Below are 24,758 nucleotides of genomic sequence, written 5' to 3' on the forward strand. Positions count from 1 at the left end.
TTCGTCACGAGCCGCACCCGTTCGCCGCCGGCACGCGCGCCGGATCGTCGTTCCCGTCGCTACGGGCCTTTCCAGGAAGCACTCACAATGAAAAAAGCAGTCGCCGGTACCCTCTCCCTCGCGTTCCTCAGCGCCGCCGCGCATGCGCAAAGCAGCGTCACGCTCTACGGGATGCTCGATGCGGGCATCGTCTATACGAACAACCAGTCGGGTAAAAGCGCGTGGCAGCAAGGCAGCGGCCTGCTGTCGAATACGGTCTTCGGCCTGAGCGGCAACGAGGATCTCGGCGGCGGCCTGCATGCGCTGTTCCGCCTCGAGAACGGCTTCAACCTGAACAACGGCACGCAGTCCTACAAGAACACGATGTTCGGCCGCCGCGCGTACGTGGGCCTGCAGAGCGACCGGTACGGCGCGCTGACGCTCGGCCGCCAGTACGACGCCGTGGTCGACTATCTCGGCCCGCTCGCGATGGCGAACAACGGCGACGGCAACAACCTCGCGTCGCACCCGTTCGACAACGACAACATCGACGACTCGTTCTACATCGACAACGCGGTGAAATACACGAGCCCGACGCTCGCCGGCTGGCAGTTCGGCGGCCTGTACGGGTTCAGCAACGCGGCCGGCGGCTTCGCGAACAACCGGGCGTACAGCGCGGGCGTGTCGTATGCGAACGGGCCGGTCAGCCTCGGCGCCGCGTACCTGCAGCTCAACCGCGGTGGGCTGACGGCCGGCGGCGCGCTGTCGACGAACGACGGCCCGAACTTCCCGGCCGTGCGCCAGCGCGTGATGGGCGCGGGCGGCAGCTACGCATTCGACCGGTTGACGGTCGGCGCGCTGTGGACGCATTCGATGTTCGATGAAACGGCCGCGTCGTCGCTGCCCGGCGCGCTGAACGCGCTGCGCTTCGACAACTTCGAGGTCAACGCACGCTATGCGCTCACGCCGGCCGTCTCGTTCGCGGGCGCCTATACGTTCACCAACGGCCGCTACGACGACGCCACCGGCAGCCACCGGCCGAAATGGCATCAGGTGACGCTGATGGCCGACTACGCACTGAGCAAGCGCACCGACGTATACGCGGAAACCGTCTACCAGCACCAGTTCGGCGTGCCGGCGGGCGCGACGCTCGGCTTCGCGAACGTCACCGGGCTCGCGGCTTCGTCGAACAACACGCAGGTGGTCGGGACGGTCGGCATCCGGCATCGGTTCTGACCGCTCGCCAGCTGCCAAAGGCCGGCCGCTCTGTGCAATCCCGCATGGACGCGCGCCGGCCGAACAGGGATCATTCGGGGAATCCGGGCCCGCGCGTCCGCGAAACCGGTACACTCGGCGCCGGGCGCGCGCCGGATCGGCATTCGGCGGCGGGCCGCTGCCGACTCTGGAATCGCGATCCCATGACCACACCGATCTATCAGGAAATCAAGGACTTCATCCTCGCCCGCATTCATGCCGGCGAATGGGCGGAGGGCGACCAGGTGCCGTCAGAGAACGAGCTCGCGCGCGAATTCAACGTCGCGCGGATGACGGTGAACCGCGCGCTGCGCGAGCTGACCGCCGAGCAGGTACTCACGCGCACGCGCGGCTCCGGCACGTACGTCGCGTCGCCGAAGTACGAATCGACGCTCGTCGCGATCCGCAGCATCTCGGACGAAGTCGCCGCGCGCGGCCACGGTTATCGCGCGCAGGTGCTGCAGGTCGGCGCGGCCGTCGCCGACGCGAAGCTCGCCGACGAACTGCAGCTCGACACGGGCAGCCCGATCTTCCATTCGCGCGTGCTGCACTTCGAGAACGACACGCCGGTGCAGCTCGAGGAACGCTGGGTCAATCCGGCCTGCGCGCCCGAATATGCGCTGCAGGACTTCACGACCACGACGCCGAACCAGTACCTGACGCGCGTCGCGCCGCTGCAGCGCGTCGAATACCGGATCGAGGCCGCGATGCCCGACACCGAAACGCGCCGCCACCTGACGATGGACGACCGCGAGCCGTGCCTGCTGCTGCATCGGCGCACGTGGTCGCAAGGGATGGTCGCGTCGGTCGCCAATCTGTGGCACCCGGGCAGCCGCTATCGATTCACCGGGCATTTCTGATGTCGATGTGCGGGCTCACCGCGCTACGGCACGCCCCCATCGCTCGATCGCACTGACGGCCAGCGTCAAGCCGTCCTCTTGCGCGATGCGGGTACCGAGTTCCGTTGCACGCGCCTTCGTGTCGCCGCGATCGGCAAACGCGATGGCCCGCGCCAGCGCCGCAGCATCCACGCGCCGCCCCGCCACCGGCGCATCGGCCACACCGAGCCGGCGCAGCCGGTTCGCCCAGAAGAACTGATCGCCCGCGAACGGCACGACGACCGACGCAATGCCGGCCCGCGCAGCCGAATGCGTGGTGCCCGACCCGCCGTGATGGATCGCCATCGACACACGCGGGAACAGCCGGTCATGCGGCGTATCGCCGATCACGCGAACGTGCGCGGGCAGCATCGACGCATCGATTCCGCTCCATCCCGGATAGAACAGCGCCCGCCGGCCGGCGAGCGCATGCACGAGCGCATCGACCATTCCGGCGCGATCGAAGCCGGCCATGCTGCCGAAACCGATGTACACGGGCGGATCGCCCGCTTCGAGAAAAGCCGCAAGATCGGGCGGCGGTTCCCATGCACGCGCATCGATGCGCCACTGGCCGCAGGCAAGCGCCTGCGACGACCAGTCGGCCGGGCCCGACAGCAGTGCCGGCGACACGCCGTACAGCATCGGATGATCGGCCCACACCCACCTGCGCGGCGGCAACCCGCACACGCTGGCGCGCGCCGCGTTCGTCGCCTTCCTGAATGCCTGCCACAACAGCGCGTTCACGAAGCGGTGGCTCGCGCGGTTCAGCCAGCGCGGCACCTTCCCCGGCGGCAGGAACGGCGACGCGAATGCCGTGGTGGGTGTAATCGGGATCATGCCGGCGCCGATCGCCGGCACGCCGCGATACTCGGCAACCGACAAGCCGACGAACGATACGAGCCCCGATACGAGGATCGCATCGCACCCGGCCGACGCATCCGCGATCTCCCGCATCCACGCGGCCGTGTTCGCATTGGCGATCGCCGCGAGCGCCTTCGACGTATCGTTGAAGCCGCCGCGCCCGCGCACCGCATCGGCCAATGCGCCGTCCGGCGCAATCGCACGGCGGATATCGCCGGACAACGGCGCCGACGGCACGCCGAGCGTGGCGGCCGCCCCGAGCGTCGCCGCATCGGCCAGCAGCCGGACATCATGGCCGGCATCGATCAGCGCACGGCTGAGCGCCGCGAGCGGGCGCGTGTCGCCTTCCGTGCCGTAGGTGGCGATGACGAGCTTCATGCGTGACTCCTCGTGCGCGATGGAAACGGGTCGAGACGGGTGGATTCGTAAAAGTGCACGTCGTATACTAATGCAACTCGTACACTTTCAGTCAATCCCTCGCCATGCCGACTTCGACCGACGATCCGGGCCGCCGCGCGCGCAAGCGCATCCAGATGCTCGCGCATCTCGCCGCCACCGGCGCACGCCTGTTCGACGCGCACGGTTACCACGCCGTCACGATGGAGCAGATCGCCGCGCAGGCCGATGTCGCGAAGCGCACGCTGTACAACCACTTTGCAACGAAGGAAGCCGTGCTCGCGCACTGGCTCGAAGGCGAACTCGCGCGCGATCTCGCGCATCTGCAGCGCGACGTCGCGCGGCGCAAGACCTTCGTGTCGCGCATCGGCTGCGTGCTCGATGCGTCGGCCGCGTGGTGCGAGCAGCATCCCGCGTACCTGCTTGCGTACTTGCGCCATCGCTTCTTGAGCATCGGCGCGGTTGAAGCGGAAAGCGGCAGGGAGAACGGCAGCGATATCGCGCTCGTGTGGCAGCAACTGATCGCCGCCGGGCAGCAATCCGGCGAACTGAACGGCACACTGCGGGCCGACCAGCTCGCGACGTGGTTCCATCACCTGTATCTCGCGGCGATGCTGCGCTGGCTGACCGTGCCGGGGCTGTCACTGAAACGGGAGTTCCAGGCGGTCGCGAAGCTGTTTGTCGAAGGTGCGGAAGCGAAACGTTGAGCGACACCGGTGGCCGGTCAGGCGCTCACCGGATCACAAGCGTCCGAGCACGACCGCGAGCAGCGAGCGCGCGAAACGGCCGACCGCCACCCAGCATGCGACGAACGCGCGCCTCATTTTTTCCGCGACGATGTCGCGGCCTGCGCGGCTACGTCGCCACCCGACGGCCATTGCGTCTCGTCGAGCAGCCGGTCGAACAGCCGTGCCCGCTCGTCGGCCGACAGCGGGCACAGCCCGAACATCGCCGATAGCGCGAGGCCCCAGGCCGCCTTCCAGCGCAGCAGCGCGAGATCGGGGTCGCCCGATTCGGCCGCGATGCGCTTCGCGTTCTCGCCGTCGATCTCTCGCACCTTCTGCAACGGTGCGGGATCCTCGACCAGCGCCGCCATGATCGCGAGCGCCGCCGACGGCTGCTGGTCGATCACTTCGCGCATCGTCGCGATCTGCGCGGACAGCGTCGGCTGCGCGTCGCCCGGATCGCGCGCGGCCAGATACTCGCGCTGAAACCGTTGGTAGTAGTCCTGCTGATGTTCCATCAGCGCGTTCAGCACATCGCCTTTCGTGCGGAACTGATGCATCAGCCCGCCCTTGCTGATGCCGCTTTCGCGCGCAATCGCATCGAACGTGAGCTTGCCCGGGCCGTCGCGCTCGAGGATCGCGAGCGCCGCCTGGATCGCGGCAGTGCGCGTTCGCTCGGAACGCGTCGGGTTGTCCATGAACTGTCCCCGCTATGGAGTCATGCAATGCGACCGCGCCGAGCCGGCGCGGTCGTATGAAGAAAGTGCGCGGAGTCTATCACAAACAAACCGCCTGGTCGGTTTACTTCCGAAAATGGTGGTGCTACGATCGGCTCCCGCATCGACCCCGACCGGATGACGGATGCGTCGCGCACCGCATGGCGCGCCGCGAGCGCCGCCGGTGGCAAGGCTGTCCGGCCGATGACCGCCGCCGGACGGCTTGCCGCTGCCGAAATTCATGCGGTTCTTGCACCCCAAAAACAAACCGTCTGGTTGGTTTTTTCATCAACCCCGAGTGGCGATGCCGCCCTGTTGCACCACACTTCGCACCGGCTCCACCGGCGCGAACCCGACCCGGAGAGTCAAATGAACCGAACGATCAAATCCAGCCACCTGCTCAACGCCGCGCTCTGCGTCGCGCTCACCGGATGCGCCGGCGTCCAGCCCGCCCGCTACAGCGGCATCGAATCGTCGCCGTACCTGCGCAGCGATCCGCAGGACAAGTCCGGCCGCGTGCCCTATCGCTATGCGTTGCCGGCTGACTGGCACACATACCGGAAGCTGATCCTCGATCCCGTCGCCATCTATCGCGGCACCGACCACCAGTTCGGTGACCTGACCGATCAAGACAAGGCGACGCTCGCCACCTACATGGGCGACACGTTCGCGAAGAAGCTCGGCAAGCGCTTCGAACTGACGAACACACCGGGGCCCGACACGCTGCGCGTGAAGCTGACGCTGACGGGCGCCGTGACGACGACGACCTTTGCCGGCGCATTCGCGCACTTCGATCTCGCGGGCAACGTGTACAACGGCGTGCAGGCGATCCGGGGCCTCGAAGGCGCGTTCACGGGCTCGGTCATCTACGCGGTGGAGATCCGCGATGCATCGACGAACCGGCTGATCAGCGCGTACGTGACGAAGCAGTATCCGAATGCGATGAACATCGGCGCGAGTTTCGGCGCGCTCGGCGCCGCAAAGACGGGCCTCGACAAGGGCGCCGATGCACTCGTCGCGCAATTCGACTGAAACCCGCCGGCATACGTTGGCACGTGTTGCGCAGAGGCGTGCCGGCCCTGACGCGCGCGGCGCTCGTCTGGATCGTTCCGCTCGCGGCCGCCGCGCTCTGCATCGCATGGGGCATCGTGTCGCTCGGCAGCCGCGGGCCGACGATCACGATCGCATTCGCGACCGCCGACGGGCTGACGGCCGGCCAGTCGACGCTGCGGCTGCGCAATGTCGAAATCGGCCGCGTCACGCGCATTCGAGCGTTGCGCGGACAACCGGGCGTGATGATCGATGTGCGGCTGGACGCCGACGCGCAGGCACTGGCGGTGGCGGACTCACGCTTCTGGATCGTGCGGCCGCGTATCGGGCCCGGTGGCCTCTCCGGTCTCGATACGGTGCTGTCCGGATCGACCATCGCAGCCGCGCCTGGCCATGCGCGCGAACTGCGCACGACGTTCACCGGGCTCGACGCGCCACCGGTCACCGAGGAAGGCGGCCGTCACTACACGCTGCACGCGACGTCGCTCGGCTCGGTCGCGGTCGGGTCGCCCGTCTATCACCGGCGCGCACGCGTCGGCGAGGTGACCGGCTACGCGCTCGATGCCGACGGGCACGGCGTGTCGATCGACGTGTTCGTCGCCGCGCCGTTCGATCGAGCCGTCGAAGTCGATGCGCGCTGGTGGCAGGCAAGCGGCCTCGGCCTGCGGCTGGGTGCAGGCGGCATGAAACTCGACACGCCGTCGATCGCCGCATTGCTCGGCGGTGCACTTGCGTTCGCATCGCCGCCCGGGCGGGCACCGGGCGGCGCGGCGCTCGACGGTGCGCGCTTTCGCGTGGCCGACGACGAAATCGACGCGATGCGCACGCCGAACGCGCCGGCCGCACCCGTCGTGATGCGTTTCGATCGTTCGCTGCGCGGCCTCGAGGTCGGCGCGCCGGTGGATTTTCGCGGTATCGAACTCGGCAACGTGACGGCCGTCGGCACCGAATACGATGCGGCACGCGGCGACGTCACGATGCGCGTGACGATGGCGCTCTACCCCGATCGCCTCGGGCAGCGCTACCGCGACGCGCTCGGCAACGGCGCGACCGAAGCCGGCAAGGCGCTGCTGCGCACGCTCGTCGCGCGCGGTTTGCGCGGCCAGTTGCGCATCGGCAATCCGATTGCGAACCGCTCGTATGTCGCGCTCGACATGTTCCCGAATGCACCGCCCGCATCGGTCGACACAAATCGCGAGCCGATCGCGTTGCCGACCGTGCCCGGCACGCTCGACGTGCTGCGCGTACGGATGACCGATATCGCCGGCACGCTTTCGCGGTTGCCGCTCGATCGCATGGGTACGGATCTGACCGCAGCGCTCGGGAATACCGCTGCGCTGTTCGAGCAACTCGATGCCGAACTCGCACCGCAGGCACGCGCCGCGCTGGGCACCGCGCGGCAATCGTTCACGGCCGCACAGGCGATGCTCGTGCAACAAGGTGCCGATACATCGAACGTCCGCCGCACGCTGATGCCATTCGCGCGAACCGCAAGCGCGCTGCGTGCATTGAGCGATGATCTGGAGCGGCATCCGGAGTGGTTGCTGCCGAATGCATCGAGCGCCGCAGAACCGGCCAGTGACGCGCATCCGGCGAACATGGCGCAATAGACGCGTCGCGCGGCGCACACGCGCCCTTTTACGACGATCGCACACACCGCATGCCAAATTTCCCGCGCAGCAGTATGCTGATGTCGTACGGCCGCGCACGACGCCTCGGGTAATCCCGGCATTTGCACGTTGTCGCGCCGCCGTCGCGACCGCAATCATGCGTTGCAAGGAGGGATTCGTGATGGCAACCACGCATCAGCACTTCCACCTCGAACTACGGCACGCCACCGCGCCGACCTATTTCATCAGCTACCTGTTCCCCGCCCTGCTGTTCGTGTACGAACTGCTGCGCGTCGGCCAATGGATCCGCGATCACGGGATGCAATTCGCCGCGTTCAAGCAGATGGGTTACGAGTATCTGCTGATGCTGCTGTTCGTCGGGTTGCAGATCGTCGTCGAGGCGATCTTCCTGCTCGGCGCCGCGATGCGCCGCGACAATCGCGACTTCGAGCACCGGCTGCCGAACGTGATCCTCGGTATCGGCTGTTCGATCGCGCTGCTCGCGATCGACCTCGCGATCCAGCTCGCGTTCTGATGGCCGGCGGGCGCATGCCCGCCGGTGGCAGCCGCGCTCAGGCGAGCGCGCCGCGCAGGAATGTCGCGACGGCAGCCAGCACGTCGTCGGTCCGCTCGCGGTGCGGCATGTGCCCGCATTGGCCGAGCAACAGATACGACGACGGCCCCGCGACTCGCGCGGCGATCCGCTTCGGATGCACGTCGGACCCGTATTCGTCGTCTTCGCCGTGAATCGCGAGCGTCGCGCATTGCACGCGCGGCAGTTCGTCGTCGAGATTCCAGTCGCGAAAGGCCGGCGACAGCCACGTGTCGACCCACGCGCGCAGCACCCATTCCGCCTTGTCGCCGTGATAGCGCGCGAGCCGGTCGAGCTGGCCCGGTGCGTCGAACTGCTGCCCCGCGTCGCGAATGCCGGCCAGCGTGCGATCCTCGACGAACGCCTGCGCGGCGATCGTCACGAGCGCACGGCAACGCTCCGGATGCGCGGCGGCACACCCGACCGCCATCCCGCCGCCGACGCTGTGCCCGAACGCGACGAACGCATCGACGTCGAGTCGTTCGAGCAATGCCGCGAACGCATGATCGGCCTCGTCGCGCACGAACGTCGTGCCGAGCGCCCCCGGATGACGATCCGAGCGCCCGAAACCGAGGCGGTCGTAGGCGATCACGTCGCGCTGCGTGGCGCTCGCGAGCTGCGCGGGGAAGTCGCGCCACAGGTCGACGCAGCCGAGCGAATCGTGCAGCAACACGATCGGTGCGGCCGGCTCAGGCGCGGCCGCCCCAGGCGCACCCGCTGCCTGTTGCGCCGGACCACCGCGCCAGCGTTTCGCGAAGAGGCGCCCTTGCGGCGTCTCGACGGTTGTCTCCTCGATCGGGATGTCGGTCATGTGTGTGTCGTCTGCATGAAAGCGGCCGCACCTCGGCGGCCGCATCGGATCCTGCGATGTTGGCCCGCGCGTGCGCGCAGCGTCAAGCAAGCCCCCACCGCCCGCGCGTTCATTCGGGCTGCGGCGGCAGGTACTCCATCTGCGCCTCGTCGTACAGCCGGTAGATCAGCGCCTGAATCGCGCGGATGTCCTCCGATTCGTCGAGCATCCGCATGCTCATGATGATCGGCGACACGAGGTTCGGATCGTCGAGCGGCTTGTAGCTGATGTCGTCGCGCTTCAGCCCGTACACGCTGTGCGGCACGACCGACACGCCCTCGCCCATCGCGACGAGGCCGAGTGCGATCTGCAGTTCGCGCGTCTCGTAGATCTTGCGCGGCTGCAACGCGCGATCGTGGAAGGCCGCGAGCACCTGGTCCGCATAGCTCGGGCGCGGCGCCTTCGGAAAGATGATCAGCGTATCGTTCACGAGATCGTGCAGCGACAGCACGGGCTTCGCGCTGTCGAGCACGTGGCCGACCGGCAGCGCGACGATCATCCGCTCCTCGCGCAGCACGACGCGCCGCACGCTCGGATCCTCGTGGCGGATGCGCCCGAACCCGACGTCGATGCGCCCTTCCTTCAGCGCCTTGATCTGGTCCATCGTCGACATCTCGTGCAGGCTCAGCTCGACGGCCGGATACTCGCTGCGAAAGCGCCGGATGATCTTCGGCAGCATCCCGTACAGCGTCGAGCCGACGAAACCGACCGACATGCTGCGCTCGATCTTGCCGACCCGCTTCGTCATCGATTCGAGCTCGGTCGTCTGCGCGAGCAGCTGTACCGCGTGCGAATAGAAGAAGCGCCCCGCGTCGGTCAGCTTCAGCGGCCGCGCGTTGCGCTCGAACAGCGGCACGCCGAGCGCTTCCTCGAGCTGCTGGATCTGCCGGCTCAGCGGCGGCTGCGCGATATGCAGCCGTTCGGCCGCCCGCGTGAAATTCCGCTCTTCGGCAACCGCGACGAAGTAGCGGAGGTGTCTCAACTCCATGTTCGATGCCTCCCGGACAGCGATCCGGCGTTCAACCCGGCCGGATGATGTCATCACGATACCGCAGGCGGCGCAAACCGCCACGCGCGACCCCCGGCCGCGTGCTGCCCAAAGCAAAACGGGAAGCCCGCGAGCTTCCCGTTGCTTCATCGACGCCGCGGCATGGCGGCGTCACGCGCCGGCCGTCACACCTCGGTCGCGTAGAGCGCGTCGCGCTGCGCGTCGCTCAGCGAGTCGAGCGGCACGTCCGGCAACTGGTAGCAGATCATCGTGCCGTACAGTTCCGCGAGGCAATTGCTGCCGGCGTCGAGCGCGTAGCCGTCCTCGCCGTCCGGCGCCGGCGGGTACACTTCGCGCCACGCGTTGATCGCGGCTTCGAGTCGCACGATGGAAACGGGTCCGGCCTTCCGCTCGGCGGGTGATGCGCTCATGGATTCCTCTGGGTTGCGCGCTCCGCGGGCCGTATCGGCCCGGATGGAACGATGAAAACGCCGGGCATTTTGCCGGCCGCCGCACACCGCGCGCGCCGGATGCCGATCCGCGCTGCGCGCCTCGCGCCGGCCGGGCCGAGGCCCGGTAGGGTCGGGCAATATAACCGGCTTTGACCCCGTGCAGGCAAAAGCCGGGCAAAAAAAACGGGAAGCGCCTGGCTTCCCGTTTCATCGCATGTCGCGCGGCCGCGTGCCGCGCCCGCGTCAGCCCGCGGTTTCGCGGTTCGCCACCGGCTGCGCCTGCGCGCCACGGTTCGCTGCAATCCACGGCGCGATTTCCATGTCTTCGTAGCGCACGAAACGGCTCTTTTTCAGGAACCGGAAGCCGAGCCACACGACGAGGAACAGCGGAATGCCGACATAGGTCGCGGTCACGCCGGCCCAGTCGATCTTGTTCGCGAGGAACGCCTGATAGTCCTGCCCGAGCGCGATCACGAGGCACAGCACGAACGCGAACAGCGGGCCGAACGGGAACCACTTCGACTGGTACGGCAGCTGGTCGAGCGCGTAGCCCTGCTTCACGTAACCCTTGCGGAACCGGTAATGGCTGACGGCAATGCCGAGCCACGCGATGAAGCCCGTCATCCCCGACGTGTTCAGCAGCCACAGGTACACGGTCTTGTCGCCGTACAGCGACGTGAAGAAGCACAGTGCGCCGACGGCCGTCGTCGCGTACAGCGCGTTGCGCGGCACGCCGCCGCGCGACAGCTTCGCGAAGATCTTCGGCGCACGGCCTTCGGTCGCGAGGGTGTAGAGCATCCGCGTGGACGCATACATGCCCGAGTTGCCGGCCGACAGCACGGCCGTCAGGATCACCGCGTTCATCACGCCGGCCGCGAACGCGAGGCCCGCGTGGCGGAACACGAGCGTGAACGGGCTCACGCCGATGTCGGTCACGTCCGTCTTCAGCAGGTTCGGGTCGGTATAGGGAATCAGCACGCCGATCACGAAGATCGCGAACACGTAGAACAGCAGGATCCGCCAGAACACCTGGCGCACCGCGCGCGGGATTGTCGTGCGCGGGTTTTCCGATTCGCCGGCCGCGACGCCGATCAGCTCGGTGCCCTGGAACGAGAAGCCGGCGATCATCGCGACGCCCATCAGCGCCGGCAGGCCGCCCGCGAACGGCGCGTCGCCGATCGTCAGGTTGCCCCAGCCGTTGCTCGGCGCGCCCTTCAGAATGCCGAAGATCATCAGCAGGCCGACGCCGATGAACGCGACCACGGTGACAACCTTGATCAGCGCGAACCAGTATTCGGCTTCGCCGAAGCCGCGCACGGTCAGCGCGTTGAGCAGGAACATCACGCCGAGGAACGCCGCGCTCCACCACACGCCCGGCACGTCCGGAAACCAGTAATGCATCACGAGCTGCGCGGCAACCAGCTCCACCGCGATCGTCACGGCCCAGTTGTACCAGTAGTTCCAGCCGAGCGCGAAGCCGAAACCTTCGTCCACGTATTTCGCGCCGTAGGTCGCGAACGAGCCCGACACCGGCATGAACGCGGCCATTTCACCGAGGCTCGTCATCAGGAAGTAGACCATCAGGCCGATCAGCATGTACGCGACCATCGCGCCGCCGGGGCCGGCCTGCGAGATCGACGCGCCGGACGCGACGAACAGGCCCGTGCCGATCGAGCCGCCGATGGCGATCATCGTCAGGTGGCGCGCTTTCAGCGCGCGATGAAGCTTGGGTGGGTTCGAAGACGAACCGGGTTGGTCGGATTTCGGAGTTGCGGACATAAACGAGACGAACGTTGAGCGGGCCGGCATCCGTAGCCGGCGCATGCGGAATCGGAGCGCGGTGCGCGTCCTGCGATGCATTCGATGCGGCCCCGATACGCGTTGCGCGGTGGGCGCCTGCGGCGAAGCGCGGATTCTACCTGATTCGTCACGGGGGCAGCTCAGGTGCCGCCGCCCGCCACCGCCGCGGAGATTTCGCAGAATCAAGGAGTTGGCCGCGTCCTGAGCGGGCCGTGGCCGCATGCCGGCGTAAAACCACATGCGCCGGGTGGTTATCCGGTTTTCCGATCCCCCCGGTGTTTCTCCGCCGTCCTGTCGCCCTCCTCCCGATACCGCACCGACATACAAAATCGCCGGGTAATCACGGGATTATTCAGACAATACAACCGATATCGGCAATTGATTCAAATCAAATCACCCGTACGTAAAGCGGTAATGATGCGTAATCGTTTCGAATCGCCGTATCCGCATGCATGTTTTGCATGTGCACGCGAATGTCGGGAATTCGCGAGATAATGCGGCCCGATTCGAAATAAACAGCGAGCGGAATCGCCAACGACGCGAAATCCGCCGCCCGCCAGCCCCTCGAGGATGAAGTCATTCACGCTGCCCGCCGCGCTGCGCCGCCATACGGCGTCGATCGTGGCACGCATTCTGTCGCCCCGCGGCGTACTCGTTGCGGGGATCGTGCTGCTGATGTTCAGCTGGGGGCTTTCCACGTCGCTTTTAATCGAGGCGCGGCGCGATGCCTATGACCATGCGGTCGAAAATGCACGCAACCTGATGCTGCTGATCGAACGCGATATCGCGCGCAATATCGAACTCTACGATTTGTCGCTGCAGAACGTCGTCGACGGCGTGGCCGATCCGGAACTGATGACCTTGCCGCCGCGCCAGCGCCACCGGCTGCTGTTCGACCGCGCCGCCACCGGCGAATATCTCGGGTCGCTGTTCGTGATGGATGCGCACGGCAATATCGTGATCGATTCGAGCGCGTCGCCCGCGCGGCAAGGCAACTTTGCGGATCGCGACTATTTCACCGTGCACCGCAACAATATCGCTCAGGGCCTCTATCTCAGCCGGCCGTACGCGTCCCGGCTGCGCGGCGGCGCGCTGACGATCGCGCTCAGCCGCCGGATCACGCTGCCCGACGGCTCGTTCGGCGGTGTCGTCGTCGGCACGCTCAGCATCGACTACTTCCGCGCGCTGCTCGACGGCCTCGCAGTCGGCAAGCACGGCAGCGCGGCAATCGCCGAGCTCAACGGGATGCTCGTGAGCCGCCTGCCTTACGACGCGCGCGTGGTCGGCATCGACCTGCGCGATTCGCCGCTGTTCATCGAGGCGCTGCGCAGCCGCGAAGGCGTGCTGTCGGGCATCGGCAGCATCGACGGCGTGCGGCGCATCTATGTATACAAGCATCTCCCCGGCCTGCCGCTGATCGTCGACGTCGCGCCGGCCGAGGTCGACGTCTACGCGTCATGGCACCACCGCGCGATCTGGACCGTCGTGCTGATGTGCCTGTTCACCGGGTTCATCGCGTGGGGGTCGCTGGCGCTGTCGCGCGAACTGAAGCGCCGGCAGGTCGCCGAATCGAAGCTGTACCGGCTCGCGCACACCGATGCGCTGACGGGCCTCGACAACCGCGGCAGGTTCGACACGGTGCTCGCGAAAGAGGCGCAGCGTGCGTCACGCAGCGGCCGCCCGCTGTCGGTGCTGTTCGTCGACGTCGATCACTTCAAGGCGTTCAACGACTACTACGGCCACCCGGCCGGCGACCACGTGTTGCGGCGCGTCGCGCAGACCGCGTCGAGCTGCCTGCGCCGCGACGGCGATCACGTCGCGCGCTACGGCGGCGAGGAATTCGTCGTGACGCTGCCCGACACCGATGCGCAAGGCGCGGTGACCGTCGCCGAGAGCATCCGGCGCGCGATCGCGGAACTCGGCATCGAGCACGCGAAAAGCCCGTACGGGCGTGTCACGGCGAGCATCGGCGCGGCGACCTCCGCCGACGGCCGCCTGAACGCCGCGACGCTGCTGCGGCGTGCCGACGAGGCGCTGTACCGCGCGAAGTCCGGCGGACGCAACCGCGTGCTGGAAGCGCAGCAGAGCACCGCGGACGCATGACATCGGCGTGACGCGACGTGAAGTTGCGCAGCGGCCTGCCAGGCCGGATGACCGCACCGTGGACAGCCTTCCCGCGTTCGGCTAGCGTTACATCTGCTGCGCATGCGGCGCGGCGCCGGCCCGCGCAGGCCGCCATGCGCGTTCCGGCCACTCCAGCTCCACCATGACCACCCCGCTCCCGACCCGGCTGCCGCCGCTCCTGCGCAACGCGCTTCGCCCGCTGCTCGACCCGTACCGCCGCTACCGGCACGCGAAGCTGATCCATGCGGCGCGCGTCGCGCTCGCGATTCTCGTGTCGATCGCACTGTCCACCGGCCTGAACGTGCCGCACGGCGAGTGGTCGACGATCACCGTGCTGATCGTCGTCGGCGGGCTGCAGCATCACGGCAACATCCGCAAGAAGGCGGCCGAGCGCGCGCTCGGCACGTCGATCGGCGCACTCGCGGGGCTCGGGCTGATCCTGTTGTATTCGGTCGTGCACGCGCCGCTCGCGATCTACCTGCTGATGGCGCTCGCGTGCGGCTTCTGCGCGTATCACGCGATCGGCAAGGCCGGCTACATCGCGCTGCTGTCGGCGATCACGATGGTGATCGTCGCCGGGCACGGCGACAACGAGATCGTCGACGGCCTGTGGCGTGCGGTGAACGTGCTGACCGGCATCGCGATCGCGCTGGCGTTCTCGTTCGCGCTGCCGCTCTATGCGACCTACTCGTGGCGCTACAAGCTCGCCGACGCGCTGCGCGCGTGCGCGGCCGTGCATGCGCGGCTCGCGGGCGACCGCCAGGTGAGCGACGACGCGCACCTGAAGGAAATGGCCGCACTGAGCGCGCTGCTCGTGCAGCTGCGCTCGCTGATGCCGTCGGTGTCGAAGGAATGCGAGACGTCGATGATGCAGCTCGAGGCGATCCAGCGCAGCCTGCGCCTGTGCATCGGCTATCTGGAGATCCTGTCGAGCGCGGTGCCGGCCCGCGACGACATCGCGGCCCGCGAATACATGCGCGTCGACATGAAGGCCGTGAACCGTCGCATCCGCGACACGCTGGTCGGCGCGAGCCGCGCACTCAAGTTCGGCACGCCGAGCCGGCTCTCGCCGCGCCGCCGGCCGGCCGACCCGCCGCACGACGCACCGCCGCCGCAGTTGTCCGGCTACGTGTCGATCACGGCCAAGCTGGCCGTGGAAGTCGACCAGTTGCGCGAGAAGCTGCTCGACACCGCGCAGTCATGGAACATCTGACGTCCGCGGGAATCCGGGCTTCGCGTGCTCGCCTTTCATATGCCTTTCGGCGCGACGCACCGGCATCCTGACGGCGGCAGCCCCGTCCTTCGGTCGATCAGGCCCCGGAAACACGGCCAGCGGCGGGGCTCGCCGATGCCTGTTCCTGCTGCGATTTCGCGCCGGCTTGCGTGGCGTTCTCCACCTGGTTAACCGCCCGCCAGGCCCGCCGCGACAGGCCCGACGACGGTTCCGCGCAAAAATCAGCCCTTGCCCCAACTTCCCGGACAGCCGATACTCGCATATTCCGCGAAATACGATCCCACCGGCTTCAATCCACGGTAATTCCTATGAGCACGATTCTCGAAAGCCTCCCGACCGGCCAGAAGGTCGGTATCGCCTTCTCCGGCGGCCTGGACACCAGCGCTGCACTGCACTGGATGAAACTCAAGGGCGCCGTCCCGTACGCATACACGGCGAACCTCGGCCAGCCCGACGAAGACGATTACGACGCGATCCCGAAACGCGCGATCGAATACGGCGCAGCCGGCGCCCGCCTGATCGACTGCCGCGCGCAGCTCGTCGCCGAAGGCATCGCGGCGCTGCAAAGCGGCGCGTTCCACATCACGACGGCCGGCGTCACGTACTTCAATACCACGCCGATCGGCCGCGCCGTGACGGGCACGATGCTCGTCGCCGCGATGAAGGAAGACGGCGTCAACATCTGGGGCGACGGCAGCACGTACAAGGGCAACGACATCGAGCGCTTCTACCGCTACGGCCTGCTCGTGAACCCGGATCTGAAGATCTACAAGCCGTGGCTCGACCAGACGTTCATCGACGAGCTCGGCGGCCGCGCCGAAATGTCCGAATTCATGAACCAGGCCGGTTTCGCGTACAAGATGTCGGCCGAGAAGGCCTACTCGACCGATTCGAACCTGCTCGGCGCGACGCACGAAGCGAAGGATCTCGAAAGCCTCGAAAGCGGCATCAAGATCGTGAACCCGATCATGGGCGTCGCGTTCTGGCGCGACGACGTGAAGATCGCTGCCGAAGAAGTGACGGTGCGCTTCGAAGCCGGCCAGCCGGTCGCGCTGAACGGCGTCGAGTTCTCCGACCCTGTCGAGCTGCTGCTGGAAGCGAACCGCATCGGCGGCCGCCACGGCCTCGGCATGAGCGACCAGATCGAGAACCGGATCATCGAGGCGAAGAGCCGCGGCATCTACGAAGCCCCAGGCCTCGCGCTGCTGTACATCGCGTACGAGCGTCTCGTCACCGGCATCCACAACGAAGACACGATCGAGCAGTACCGCGAGAACGGCCGCCGTCTCGGCCGCCTGCTGTACCAGGGCCGCTGGTTCGACCCGCAGGCGATCATGCTGCGTGAAACCGCACAACGCTGGGTCGCGCGCGCGATCACCGGCGAAGTGAAGATCGAACTGCGCCGCGGCAACGACTACTCGATCCTGAGCACGAAGTCGCCGAACCTCACGTACCAGCCGGAACGCCTGTCGATGGAGAAGGTTGCCTCGACGTTCTCGCCGCGTGACCGGATCGGCCAGCTGACGATGCGCAACCTCGACATCACCGATACGCGCGACAAGCTGCGCGTGTATTCGCAAGTCGGCCTGCTGACGCCGGGCGAAAACACGGCGCTGCCGCAGATCAAGGGCGACGACAAGTAAGTCGCTTCGCTCGACGCCGTGCCGCATCGCTGGATGCGGCACGGCCGGGCAGGCTGCGTGGGCGGATCCGCTTCGCGCACGCAGCCTGCCGCTCCCTCTCCCCGCCTTTCCGCCTTTCCGCCTTTCCGCCTTTCCGCCTTTCCCTCCGTATTCGCATCGCGCCGCGTGACGCACCAACGGCTCTGCACCACCGCGCCAGTCATGGCAAGCTGCGAGTCTTCCGATTCCAGCGCTACTCATGCCCCGCCTTACCGTCATCCACGTGAACGGCCCGATCAACAGCGGCAAGACGACGATCGGTCGCGCGCTCGCACGCGTGCTGCCCGATGCGCGCTTCATCGACGGCGACGATCACGATGCGCCCGAAGACGCACCGTTCGACGTGCAGTGGGCGATCGCGCTCGAACGTCTCGTCACGCAGATCACGACCGCACGTGAGCGCCATCTGGTCATCGCCTATCCGATCGGCGAAGCGGAATTCGAGCGGCTGCGCGCCGCCTGCGAAGCACGCGATGCGCGGTTGTTCGTCGTGACGCTCGCGCCGCCTGAAGCGATCGCGTCGTCGAATCGCGGCTCGCGCGCGCTGACGGACTGGGAGCGCAACCGGATCGCCGAGATGTATCGCGAAGGCTATGCGTCGCGGCCGTTCAGCCAGATGGTGCTCGATACGTCCGATGCGACGCCCGACGCTTGCGCGGCCCGTATCGCGCAGCGCGTCGCAGCGACGGAGTCGTAACGCCTGCGACTGCGCCCGTACGCGTACCTCACGCCGACGACACACGAATCACGCCTGCCGTGGCATCGAGGCAAAGCGCAACATGACACGATAGGAAAACGTTTACTCCCCTGGCGCTTCTTGTTAGGATCGTTCCCGGTCGGGCGATCCCGACACCTGGAAAGCCGATCGAAAGTTTCAGCATTTCTCGCGTTTTCGCGTCGTTTCACCCGCCACCAAGTCACACCTGCTTTCTGTATTTTGGAGTGCTTTCTACGGGCGACCGATCTCATTTCGACGATCGTGAGCCTTAAAAGGAAAACGTTATCCACAACGTGGCATCCAGCCACGGACCATCAGAGAGAGACACTATGAAGAACAGGATCATCCCGTGCGTTGTCGCCGTTCTGTCCTTTGCGTCCCTGTCCGCGTGCGGCGGCGACGACCCGGCCAGCCCGGCCGCCGCCGCGCGCCAGCAGGCCACCGCGATGGCGCTCAGCCTGTCGAACCCGCCCGGCTCGAACTTCAACCTCGCGCCGTTCACGCTGCAGTTGCCGACCGGTTCGTCCGGCAAGGTCAACACGGTGAGCGGCTCGTCGCTCGCGGGCGGCTACGTGAACCCGACGTATTTCTACACGGACGGCAGCGACGGATCGATGGTGATGATGGACCCGACGCAGGGCTGGACGACGTCCGGCTCACTGCATCCGCGCACGGAGCTGCGCGAGAACACGATCTGGCCGACCTCCGGCACGAACCGGCTGAATGCGACGGTGGCCGTCACGCAAGTGCCCGATCACACGACGATCGGCCAGATCTTCCAGGGCAGCGGCCCGAGCAAGCCGCTGTGCGAGCTGCAGTTCACGTCCGGCGGCGTCGTGCAGCTGCTGCTCGAAAGCACCAACCAGGGCGGCAAGTCAACGACCACGCCGATCACCACGATCGGTGTCGGCAAGAAGTTCAGCTATGCGCTGAGCCTGAGCGGCACGACGATCACCGTCACGGCGAACGGCACGACCAAGACCTTCACGATGGACTCGAGCTTCGACGGCGAGAGCTTCTACTTCAAGGCAGGCGACTACGACCAGACGGCCGTGTCCGGCACACCGCTGACGACGCCCGGCACGATCGTGAAGTTCTATGCGCTGACGCTCACGCATGGTTGAGCACGCAACCGTTTGACGCAGCATGTCGCCGGACAGCCGCACAACGGCCTGTCCGGCGTTTCGACGTACACGCCTGCGCATGCCCGGCTTACGGGTGATGCCGCACGCCCGTCACCGCTTCCTCCCTCGCCCCCTTGCGGCTCAGCATCAGCGTGACGACCGCCGACACCGCGAGCGTGCCCGCCACCACGTAGAGCCCCGCGGCATACCCGCCCGTCACGTGCTTCAGCCAGCCGATCGCGAACGGCCCGACGAACCCGCCGAGATTGCCGATCGAGTTGATCATCGCAATGCCGGCCGCCGCGCCGGCACCCGACAGGAACGCGCTCGGCATCGCCCACAGCGGCGCCTTCGCGGCACTGATCCCGATGTTGACGACGACCAGCGCGAGCACGGTGAGGAGCGCTGTGCTCGCCTGCCCCGCAAACACGAAGCCGATGCATGCGAGCACGCACGGAATCACGACGTGCCACGTGCGCTCGCCGCTGCGATCCGAATGCCGCGCCCAGACGATCATCGCGACGACGGCGGCGATGCTCGGGATCCCGGTGAGCAGCCCCGTCTGCAGCGCGGTGAAGCCGAACTGCTTGACCATCAGCGGCGCCCACAGGCCGAGCGTATACAGCCCCGCCGACGTGCCGAAGTAGATCAGCGCAAGCGCCAGCACGCGCGGATCGCGCAGCGCCTGCCACGCACCGGCGGTATGCCCGGCATGGGTGTGGCGCGCATCGGCTTCGGCTCTCAGCTTCGCGACCAGCCAGTCGCGCTCGTCCGCCCGCAACCACGCGGCCTTCGACGGCGAATCGGTCAGGCACCCGAGCACGACGAAGCCGAGCACGACCGCCGGCAGCGCTTCGACGATGTACAGCATCTGCCAGTCGGCGAGCCCGAACATCGGCGGCATCTGCATGATCGCGCCCGACAGCGGCGAGCCGATGGCGGTCGAGATCGGCGCGGCCGCCATGAACCACGCGGCGGCCACCGCGCGCTGCTTCGCGGGAAACCACAGGCTCAGGTACAGGATGATGCCGGGGAAGAATCCGGCTTCGGCCACACCGAGCAGGAAGCGCAGCACGTAGAAGCTCGTCGGCCCGGCCGCGAATGCGGACACGGCCGACACGATCCCCCACGTGATCATCACGCGCGCGATCCAGATGCGCGCGCCGACGCGATGAAGAATCAGGTTGGACGGCACTTCGAACAGGAAGTAGCCGATGAAGAACAGGCCGCCGCCGAACCCGAACGCGGTCGGCGACAGGCCGATCGCCTTGTTCATCGTCATCGCCGCGAAGCCGACGTTGACGCGATCGAGAAAGCTGACGAAGTAAAGCAGCATCACGAACGGAATGATGCGCCACATCAGTTTCCGCGCGACGCGGGTTTCCAGATCCGCTTGCATGTGTCTCCTCCTTCGAGGTCGAGCCGTGCTCTGTCTGTGAATGCTTGCCGGCACCGCCGCGAAGCGGGCGGGCTAGTGCCCGGCTCGCGTCGGATGCGCGAGTCGCGGGCAGGGAAACGGGAGGACGATGAACGGGCGACGGCCGGTTACCGGCTGCGCATGCGCGCCGCCGCTACGTCGCGGCCAGCCCGCACGTCGCCACGCTCGCCGCCCCTGTCGTCAGACTGCGATCGCCGCGTTCGCGACACGCTCGCAGACAGCCGCCGTCACCTGCGCGGTCGTCGCGCTGCCGCCGAGATCGCGTGTGTGCAGCGACGGGTCGGACGTCACCGCCTCGATCGCCTGCATCACGCGCGCGGCGGCTTCCGTTTCGCCGAGGTGTTCGAGCAGCATCACGACCGACCAGAACGTGCCGACCGGATTCGCGAGCCCCTTGCCCATGATGTCGAACGCGGAACCGTGGATCGGCTCGAACATCGACGGATAACGACGCTCGGGATCGATGTTGCCGGTCGGTGCGATGCCGAGGCTGCCGGCGAGCGCGGCAGCGAGATCGCTGAGGATGTCCGCGTGCAGGTTGGTCGCGACGATCGTGTCGAGCGACGCCGGCCGGTTGACCATGCGTGCGGTCGCCGCGTCGACGAGTTCCTTGTCCCACGTGACGTCGGGAAACTCCTGCGCGACCTGCTTCGCGATCTCGTCCCACATCACCATCGCGTGCCGCTGCGCGTTGCTCTTCGTGATCACGGTCAGCAGCCTGCGCGGACGCGACTGCGCGAGCCGGAACGCGAAGCGCATGATGCGTTCGACGCCGGCACGCGTGAGGATCGACACGTCGGTCGCAGCCTCGATCGGATGGCCCTGGTGCACGCGGCCGCCGACGCCCGCATATTCGCCCTCGGAGTTCTCGCGGACGATCACCCAGTTCAGGTCGTCCGGCCCGCAGCGCTTCAGCGGCGCGTCGATGCCGGGCAGGATGCGCGTCGGGCGCACGTTCGCGTACTGGTCGAAGCCCTGGCAGATCTTCAGGCGCAACCCCCACAGCGTCACGTGATCGGGCACGTCCGGATCGCCCGCCGAGCCGAACAGGATCGCGTCCTTGCCGCGCAGCGCGTCGAGGCCGTCGGCCGGCATCATCGCACCGTGCTCGCGGTAGTAATCGGCACCCCAGCCGAAATCCTCGAACTCGAACGCGAAGCGGTCGCTGCCGCGGGCCAGCGCCTCCAGCACCTGCTTGCCGGCCGGCACCACTTCCTTGCCGATCCCGTCGCCGGGGATCGTTGCGATACGGTAGGTCTTCATGTGCACATCCTCGATTGATCGTCTGCGTGGAGGCACTTTACCGAACCAGAAGTGCAGGAACCGGTGCTAGACTCAAAGCATCTTTAACTTTAATTCACGAATCCCGTCATGGCGGATACCGTCCAGCCGGCCGATCTCGGCTTCTTCTCGACGCTCGCCGCATCCGGCAGCCTGAGCGCGGCCGCGCGCGAACTCGGCCTGACCGCGGCGGCCGTCAGCAAGCGGCTCACGCAGATGGAGCGGCGCGCGGGCGTCACGCTCGTGAACCGCACGACGCGGCGGATGATGCTGACGCCCGAAGGCGACGTGTATCTCGACTACGCACGCCGGATCCTCGACCAGATGGACGAACTCGGCGAGTTGCTCGGCAGCGCGAAGCAACGCCCGAAGGGCCTGCTGCGCGTGAATGCGACGCTCGGTTTCGGGCGCAGCCACGTCGGCCCCGCGATTTCGCGCTTCGTCGCGCGGTATCCGGAAGTGTCGGTGCAACTGCAGTTGTCGGTGATGCCGCCCCCGCTCACCGACGACGCGTTCGACGTGTGCATCCGCTTCGGCGAGCCGCCCGATACGCGCGTCGTCGCGCGGCGGCTCGCGCCGAACCGCCGGCTGCTGTGCGCGGCGCCCGCCTATCTCGCGCGGCACGGCACACCGGGCACGCCGCACGACCTGACGCGGCACAACTGCATCGGCATCCGGCAGGGGGACGAGGGTTACGGGATCTGGCGCCTGACGAGCGGGCGCGGCACGGCACGCAATACGGAAGCCGTGCGGATCAACGGCAACCTGACGACGAACGACGGCGAGATCGCCGTGAAGTGGGCGCTCGACGGGCACGGGATCCTGATGCGCGCGGAGTGGGACCTGCGCGACTATCTCGCCGACGGCCGCCTGGTCGTCGTGCTGCCCGACCACGAAACGCCGGGCGCCGACATTTACGCGGTGTACGCGCAGCGGCACCAGATGTCCGCGCGGATTCGGGCGTTCGTGGATTTTCTGGCGGACGAGCTGGGGCGGTTGAGGACGGTGTAGGAGTCGGAACGGCACGCACGGCGGCTCCGCGCGCAGGGAACGCACACAAAAACACTAATATTTTGGCTATTTTTTGTATAAATCGCCAAAATATCAGCACCCCGGACACCCATCCAACCCTCAAGATGCCCATGAAGCGCGTCGAGTGTGCTAATATTTTGGCATCTTTGTTAGCAAAACGTTGAAATATTAGCTTCATGGCAAAGAAGACCGCCCCGCTCCTGCCTGTCTCGAACCAGTTGCTCGCCGAATTCGGCGAGCGGCTGAAACTTGCGCGCCTGCGCCGGAAACTGACGGCCAAGCAGGTCGCGGAACGCGCCGGCATGTCGCCGATGACGCTCCGTTCACTGGAAGCCGGCGGGTCGGGCGTCACCATGGGCGCGTATCTGTCCGTCATGCAGGTTCTGGGGCTCCAGAACGATCTGGAAAATCTCGCCGCCACGGACGAATTCGGCCGCCAGCTTCAAGACGCGCGGCTCGTCCAACCGCGGCCCGAACGACGAACCGCGCCGCCTCCGTCCTCTGCCGCATCGTCGGGGCCCGAGCGGCGCAATCGTGCAACCGCTTCTTCCGCCACGAAAACGACCGACGCAGGCAGCGCCGCTTCCGACACCACCGACCGCGGCGATGTCCGCGGCACGACGGCGGCCGACCTTGCGGCGTTGCTGAAGCCGGCACGAAAACGGCACGGGGAGCATCGAGGGAAATGACGACGATCGGTGTCTACGCAGATTGGGACGGCTTGGCGGAACCACACAAGCTCGGACTCCTGCACAGCCGCAAGACGCGGGCGAGCGAGCGGTTCGAGTTCCAGTATGCGTCTGCCGCGCTGGCGGCACCCGAATTCGCGAACGTGCAGATCGATCCTGCAATCGGTTGCTTCGAAGGCCCCCAATATCCGGCACCGCCGCGAGACGCGTTCGGCGCCTTCGCCGACTCCAGTCCCGATCGATGGGGCCGCATGCTGATGGATCGCAGGCTGGAGCGTGACATTCGCGCCGGCCTGCAACCGAAAGGCACTCGCCTGCACGAATCGGACTACCTGCTTGGCGTGCACGATCTGTATCGCGTCGGCGCGTTGCGTTACAAGCTCGACGATTCAGGAGAATTCCTCGACGACCGTCATGATCTCGCGGCACCGCCGTTTGCCGAGATCCGCGAACTGGAGCACGCGAGTCGCGCGCTGGAGGAAGACGTCGACAATACCGCCCCGAACGGGCGCGACTGGCTGTCGATGCTCATCGCCCCCGGCGGCTCGCTCGGCGGCGCAAGACCCAAGGCAAGCGTGGCCGACGATCAAGGCCGCCTCTATATCGCGAAGTTTCCGAGCGCGCGCGACGACTACGACGTCGGCGGTTGGGAGATGGTCGTCAATGCGCTCGCGGTGGGTTGCGGCCTCAACGTCGCGCACGCCGAGGCAAGAAAATTCGCCAGCGACCATCACTGCTTCCTGGTTCGGCGATTCGATCGGACGGCGGAGGGCCGACGCCTGCATTTCGCGTCGGCGATGACCATGACCAACCACGTCGACGGCGACGATGCGTCGACTGGCGTCAGCTACCTGGAACTGGCGGAAGTGCTCATGCGGCACGGCGCGCAGCCGAACGCCGACTTGCGCGAACTATGGGCGCGAATCGTCTTCAACTTGCTGGTCTCGAACACCGACGACCATCTCCGCAATCACGGCTTCATTCTGGTGCCGGGTGCGGGGTGGCGGCTCTCGGCGGCCTACGACATGAACCCTGTCGCCGTCGCCGACGGGCTCAAGCTCAACATTACGGAAGCCGACAACGCACTCGACCTCGAACTCGCCCGCGAGGTATGCGAGTATTTTCGGCTCAAGCTGCAGGACGCCGACGAGATCATCGACGACTTCAGCGGTATCGTCGGTCAGTGGCGAACGCTTGCGACGCGGCTCGCGCTCCCTGCCAGGGAACAGGAGCGAATGGCCGGCGCGTTCCATCTCGCGAGCGCTTGATCGTTCTTCGTCCACCG

At 67.0% G+C, this 24,758-nt stretch carries 22 protein-coding genes; 14 read left to right on the forward strand and 8 right to left on the reverse strand.

The features are described from left to right. The first annotated feature begins 87 nt into the window (after positions 1 to 87). Positions 88 to 1,215, forward strand: a complete 1,128-nt coding sequence (locus HAV18_RS07750; RefSeq protein ID WP_166954445.1) for a porin — start codon at positions 88 to 90, stop codon at positions 1,213 to 1,215. Between the two features lie 182 nt (positions 1,216 to 1,397). Beyond that, positions 1,398 to 2,093 carry a histidine utilization repressor gene (gene hutC / locus HAV18_RS07755; RefSeq protein WP_069750460.1) on the forward strand — a complete coding sequence of 232 codons (696 nt, stop codon included), beginning with the start codon at positions 1,398 to 1,400 and terminating at the stop codon, positions 2,091 to 2,093. Positions 2,094 to 2,108: 15 nt separating this feature from the next. On the opposite strand, the gene HAV18_RS07760 is transcribed toward hutC, so the two are convergent. After that, positions 2,109 to 3,350 (reverse strand): glycosyltransferase, encoded by a 1,242-nt coding sequence (locus HAV18_RS07760; RefSeq protein WP_166954447.1) that lies wholly within the window; start codon positions 3,348 to 3,350, stop codon positions 2,109 to 2,111. 104 nt (positions 3,351 to 3,454) lie between these two features. On the opposite strand from HAV18_RS07760, the gene HAV18_RS07765 reads away from it, so the two are divergent. Next, positions 3,455 to 4,075 carry a TetR/AcrR family transcriptional regulator gene (locus HAV18_RS07765; RefSeq protein WP_166954449.1) on the forward strand — a complete coding sequence of 207 codons (621 nt, stop codon included), beginning with the start codon at positions 3,455 to 3,457 and terminating at the stop codon, positions 4,073 to 4,075. A gap of 113 nt (positions 4,076 to 4,188) precedes the next feature. Here HAV18_RS07765 and HAV18_RS07770 read toward each other — a convergent pair whose 3' ends face one another. After that, positions 4,189 to 4,791: a TetR/AcrR family transcriptional regulator gene (locus HAV18_RS07770; RefSeq protein WP_166954451.1), complete on the reverse strand. Its 603-nt coding sequence runs from the start codon at positions 4,789 to 4,791 to the stop codon at positions 4,189 to 4,191. Between the two features lie 387 nt (positions 4,792 to 5,178). Between HAV18_RS07770 and HAV18_RS07775 the strand changes: the two genes are divergently transcribed. From HAV18_RS07775 to HAV18_RS07785, 3 genes are all read left to right on the forward strand, one after another. After that, on the forward strand, positions 5,179 to 5,841 hold the full coding sequence (locus HAV18_RS07775) for a DUF3313 domain-containing protein (protein WP_166954453.1): 663 nt from the start codon (positions 5,179 to 5,181) through the stop codon (positions 5,839 to 5,841). Between the two features lie 38 nt (positions 5,842 to 5,879). Further along, on the forward strand, positions 5,880 to 7,469 hold the full coding sequence (locus tag HAV18_RS07780; protein ID WP_347814739.1) for an MlaD family protein: 1,590 nt from the start codon (positions 5,880 to 5,882) through the stop codon (positions 7,467 to 7,469). Between the two features lie 181 nt (positions 7,470 to 7,650). Next, entirely contained in the window at positions 7,651 to 8,004 is a 354-nt protein-coding gene (locus tag HAV18_RS07785; protein ID WP_059521580.1) for a hypothetical protein, read from the forward strand. Positions 8,005 to 8,041: 37 nt separating this feature from the next. On the opposite strand, the gene HAV18_RS07790 is transcribed toward HAV18_RS07785, so the two are convergent. From HAV18_RS07790 to HAV18_RS07805, 4 genes are all read right to left on the reverse strand, one after another. Beyond that, on the reverse strand, positions 8,042 to 8,872 hold the full coding sequence (locus HAV18_RS07790) for an alpha/beta fold hydrolase (protein ID WP_166954455.1): 831 nt from the start codon (positions 8,870 to 8,872) through the stop codon (positions 8,042 to 8,044). A 109-nt stretch (positions 8,873 to 8,981) separates the two neighbouring features. Continuing rightward, the gene (locus HAV18_RS07795; protein ID WP_166954457.1) at positions 8,982 to 9,899 is read right to left on the reverse strand and encodes a LysR family transcriptional regulator; all 918 of its coding nucleotides are present in this window, start codon (positions 9,897 to 9,899) and stop codon (positions 8,982 to 8,984) included. A gap of 185 nt (positions 9,900 to 10,084) precedes the next feature. After that, a complete protein-coding gene (locus HAV18_RS07800; RefSeq protein ID WP_043178075.1) occupies positions 10,085 to 10,330 on the reverse strand; it encodes a DUF3717 domain-containing protein in 246 nt (81 codons plus the stop codon). Between the two features lie 264 nt (positions 10,331 to 10,594). Next, positions 10,595 to 12,130, reverse strand: coding sequence for an amino acid permease (locus tag HAV18_RS07805; protein WP_166954459.1), 1,536 nt, complete (start codon positions 12,128 to 12,130; stop codon positions 10,595 to 10,597). Positions 12,131 to 12,721: 591 nt separating this feature from the next. On the opposite strand from HAV18_RS07805, the gene HAV18_RS07810 reads away from it, so the two are divergent. From HAV18_RS07810 to HAV18_RS07830, 5 genes are all read left to right on the forward strand, one after another. Continuing rightward, positions 12,722 to 14,254 carry a diguanylate cyclase gene (locus tag HAV18_RS07810; RefSeq protein WP_166954461.1) on the forward strand — a complete coding sequence of 511 codons (1,533 nt, stop codon included), beginning with the start codon at positions 12,722 to 12,724 and terminating at the stop codon, positions 14,252 to 14,254. 163 nt (positions 14,255 to 14,417) lie between these two features. Beyond that, a complete protein-coding gene (locus HAV18_RS07815; protein ID WP_166954463.1) occupies positions 14,418 to 15,488 on the forward strand; it encodes an FUSC family protein in 1,071 nt (356 codons plus the stop codon). Between the two features lie 329 nt (positions 15,489 to 15,817). After that, positions 15,818 to 17,152, forward strand: a complete 1,335-nt coding sequence (gene argG / locus HAV18_RS07820; RefSeq protein ID WP_166954465.1) for an argininosuccinate synthase — start codon at positions 15,818 to 15,820, stop codon at positions 17,150 to 17,152. Between the two features lie 238 nt (positions 17,153 to 17,390). After that, on the forward strand, positions 17,391 to 17,888 hold the full coding sequence (locus tag HAV18_RS07825) for a shikimate kinase (protein WP_166954467.1): 498 nt from the start codon (positions 17,391 to 17,393) through the stop codon (positions 17,886 to 17,888). Positions 17,889 to 18,238: 350 nt separating this feature from the next. After that, positions 18,239 to 19,033, forward strand: coding sequence for a polysaccharide lyase family 7 protein (locus HAV18_RS07830; RefSeq protein ID WP_166954469.1), 795 nt, complete (start codon positions 18,239 to 18,241; stop codon positions 19,031 to 19,033). A gap of 88 nt (positions 19,034 to 19,121) precedes the next feature. Here the strand turns inward: HAV18_RS07830 and HAV18_RS07835 are convergent, their stop codons facing one another. Beyond that, the gene (locus HAV18_RS07835) at positions 19,122 to 20,432 is read right to left on the reverse strand and encodes an MFS transporter (protein WP_166954471.1); all 1,311 of its coding nucleotides are present in this window, start codon (positions 20,430 to 20,432) and stop codon (positions 19,122 to 19,124) included. A gap of 219 nt (positions 20,433 to 20,651) precedes the next feature. Further along, positions 20,652 to 21,734: a tartrate dehydrogenase gene (locus HAV18_RS07840; RefSeq protein ID WP_166954473.1), complete on the reverse strand. Its 1,083-nt coding sequence runs from the start codon at positions 21,732 to 21,734 to the stop codon at positions 20,652 to 20,654. Between the two features lie 108 nt (positions 21,735 to 21,842). Here HAV18_RS07840 and HAV18_RS07845 point away from each other — a divergent pair, with 108 nt between their 5' ends. From HAV18_RS07845 to HAV18_RS07855, 3 genes are all read left to right on the forward strand, one after another. Then, positions 21,843 to 22,763, forward strand: coding sequence for a LysR substrate-binding domain-containing protein (locus HAV18_RS07845; protein WP_166954475.1), 921 nt, complete (start codon positions 21,843 to 21,845; stop codon positions 22,761 to 22,763). A gap of 197 nt (positions 22,764 to 22,960) precedes the next feature. Beyond that, positions 22,961 to 23,473, forward strand: a complete 513-nt coding sequence (locus HAV18_RS07850) for a helix-turn-helix domain-containing protein (protein ID WP_166954477.1) — start codon at positions 22,961 to 22,963, stop codon at positions 23,471 to 23,473. Continuing rightward, complete coding sequence (locus tag HAV18_RS07855; RefSeq protein ID WP_166954479.1) at positions 23,470 to 24,741, forward strand: type II toxin-antitoxin system HipA family toxin; 1,272 nt, start codon at positions 23,470 to 23,472, stop codon at positions 24,739 to 24,741. The genes HAV18_RS07850 and HAV18_RS07855 overlap by 4 nt, the downstream gene beginning before the upstream one ends. Positions 24,742 to 24,758 lie beyond the last annotated feature (17 nt).

This window comes from Burkholderia sp. D-99 (assembly GCF_011605345.1).
GTDB lineage: Bacteria > Pseudomonadota > Gammaproteobacteria > Burkholderiales > Burkholderiaceae > Burkholderia.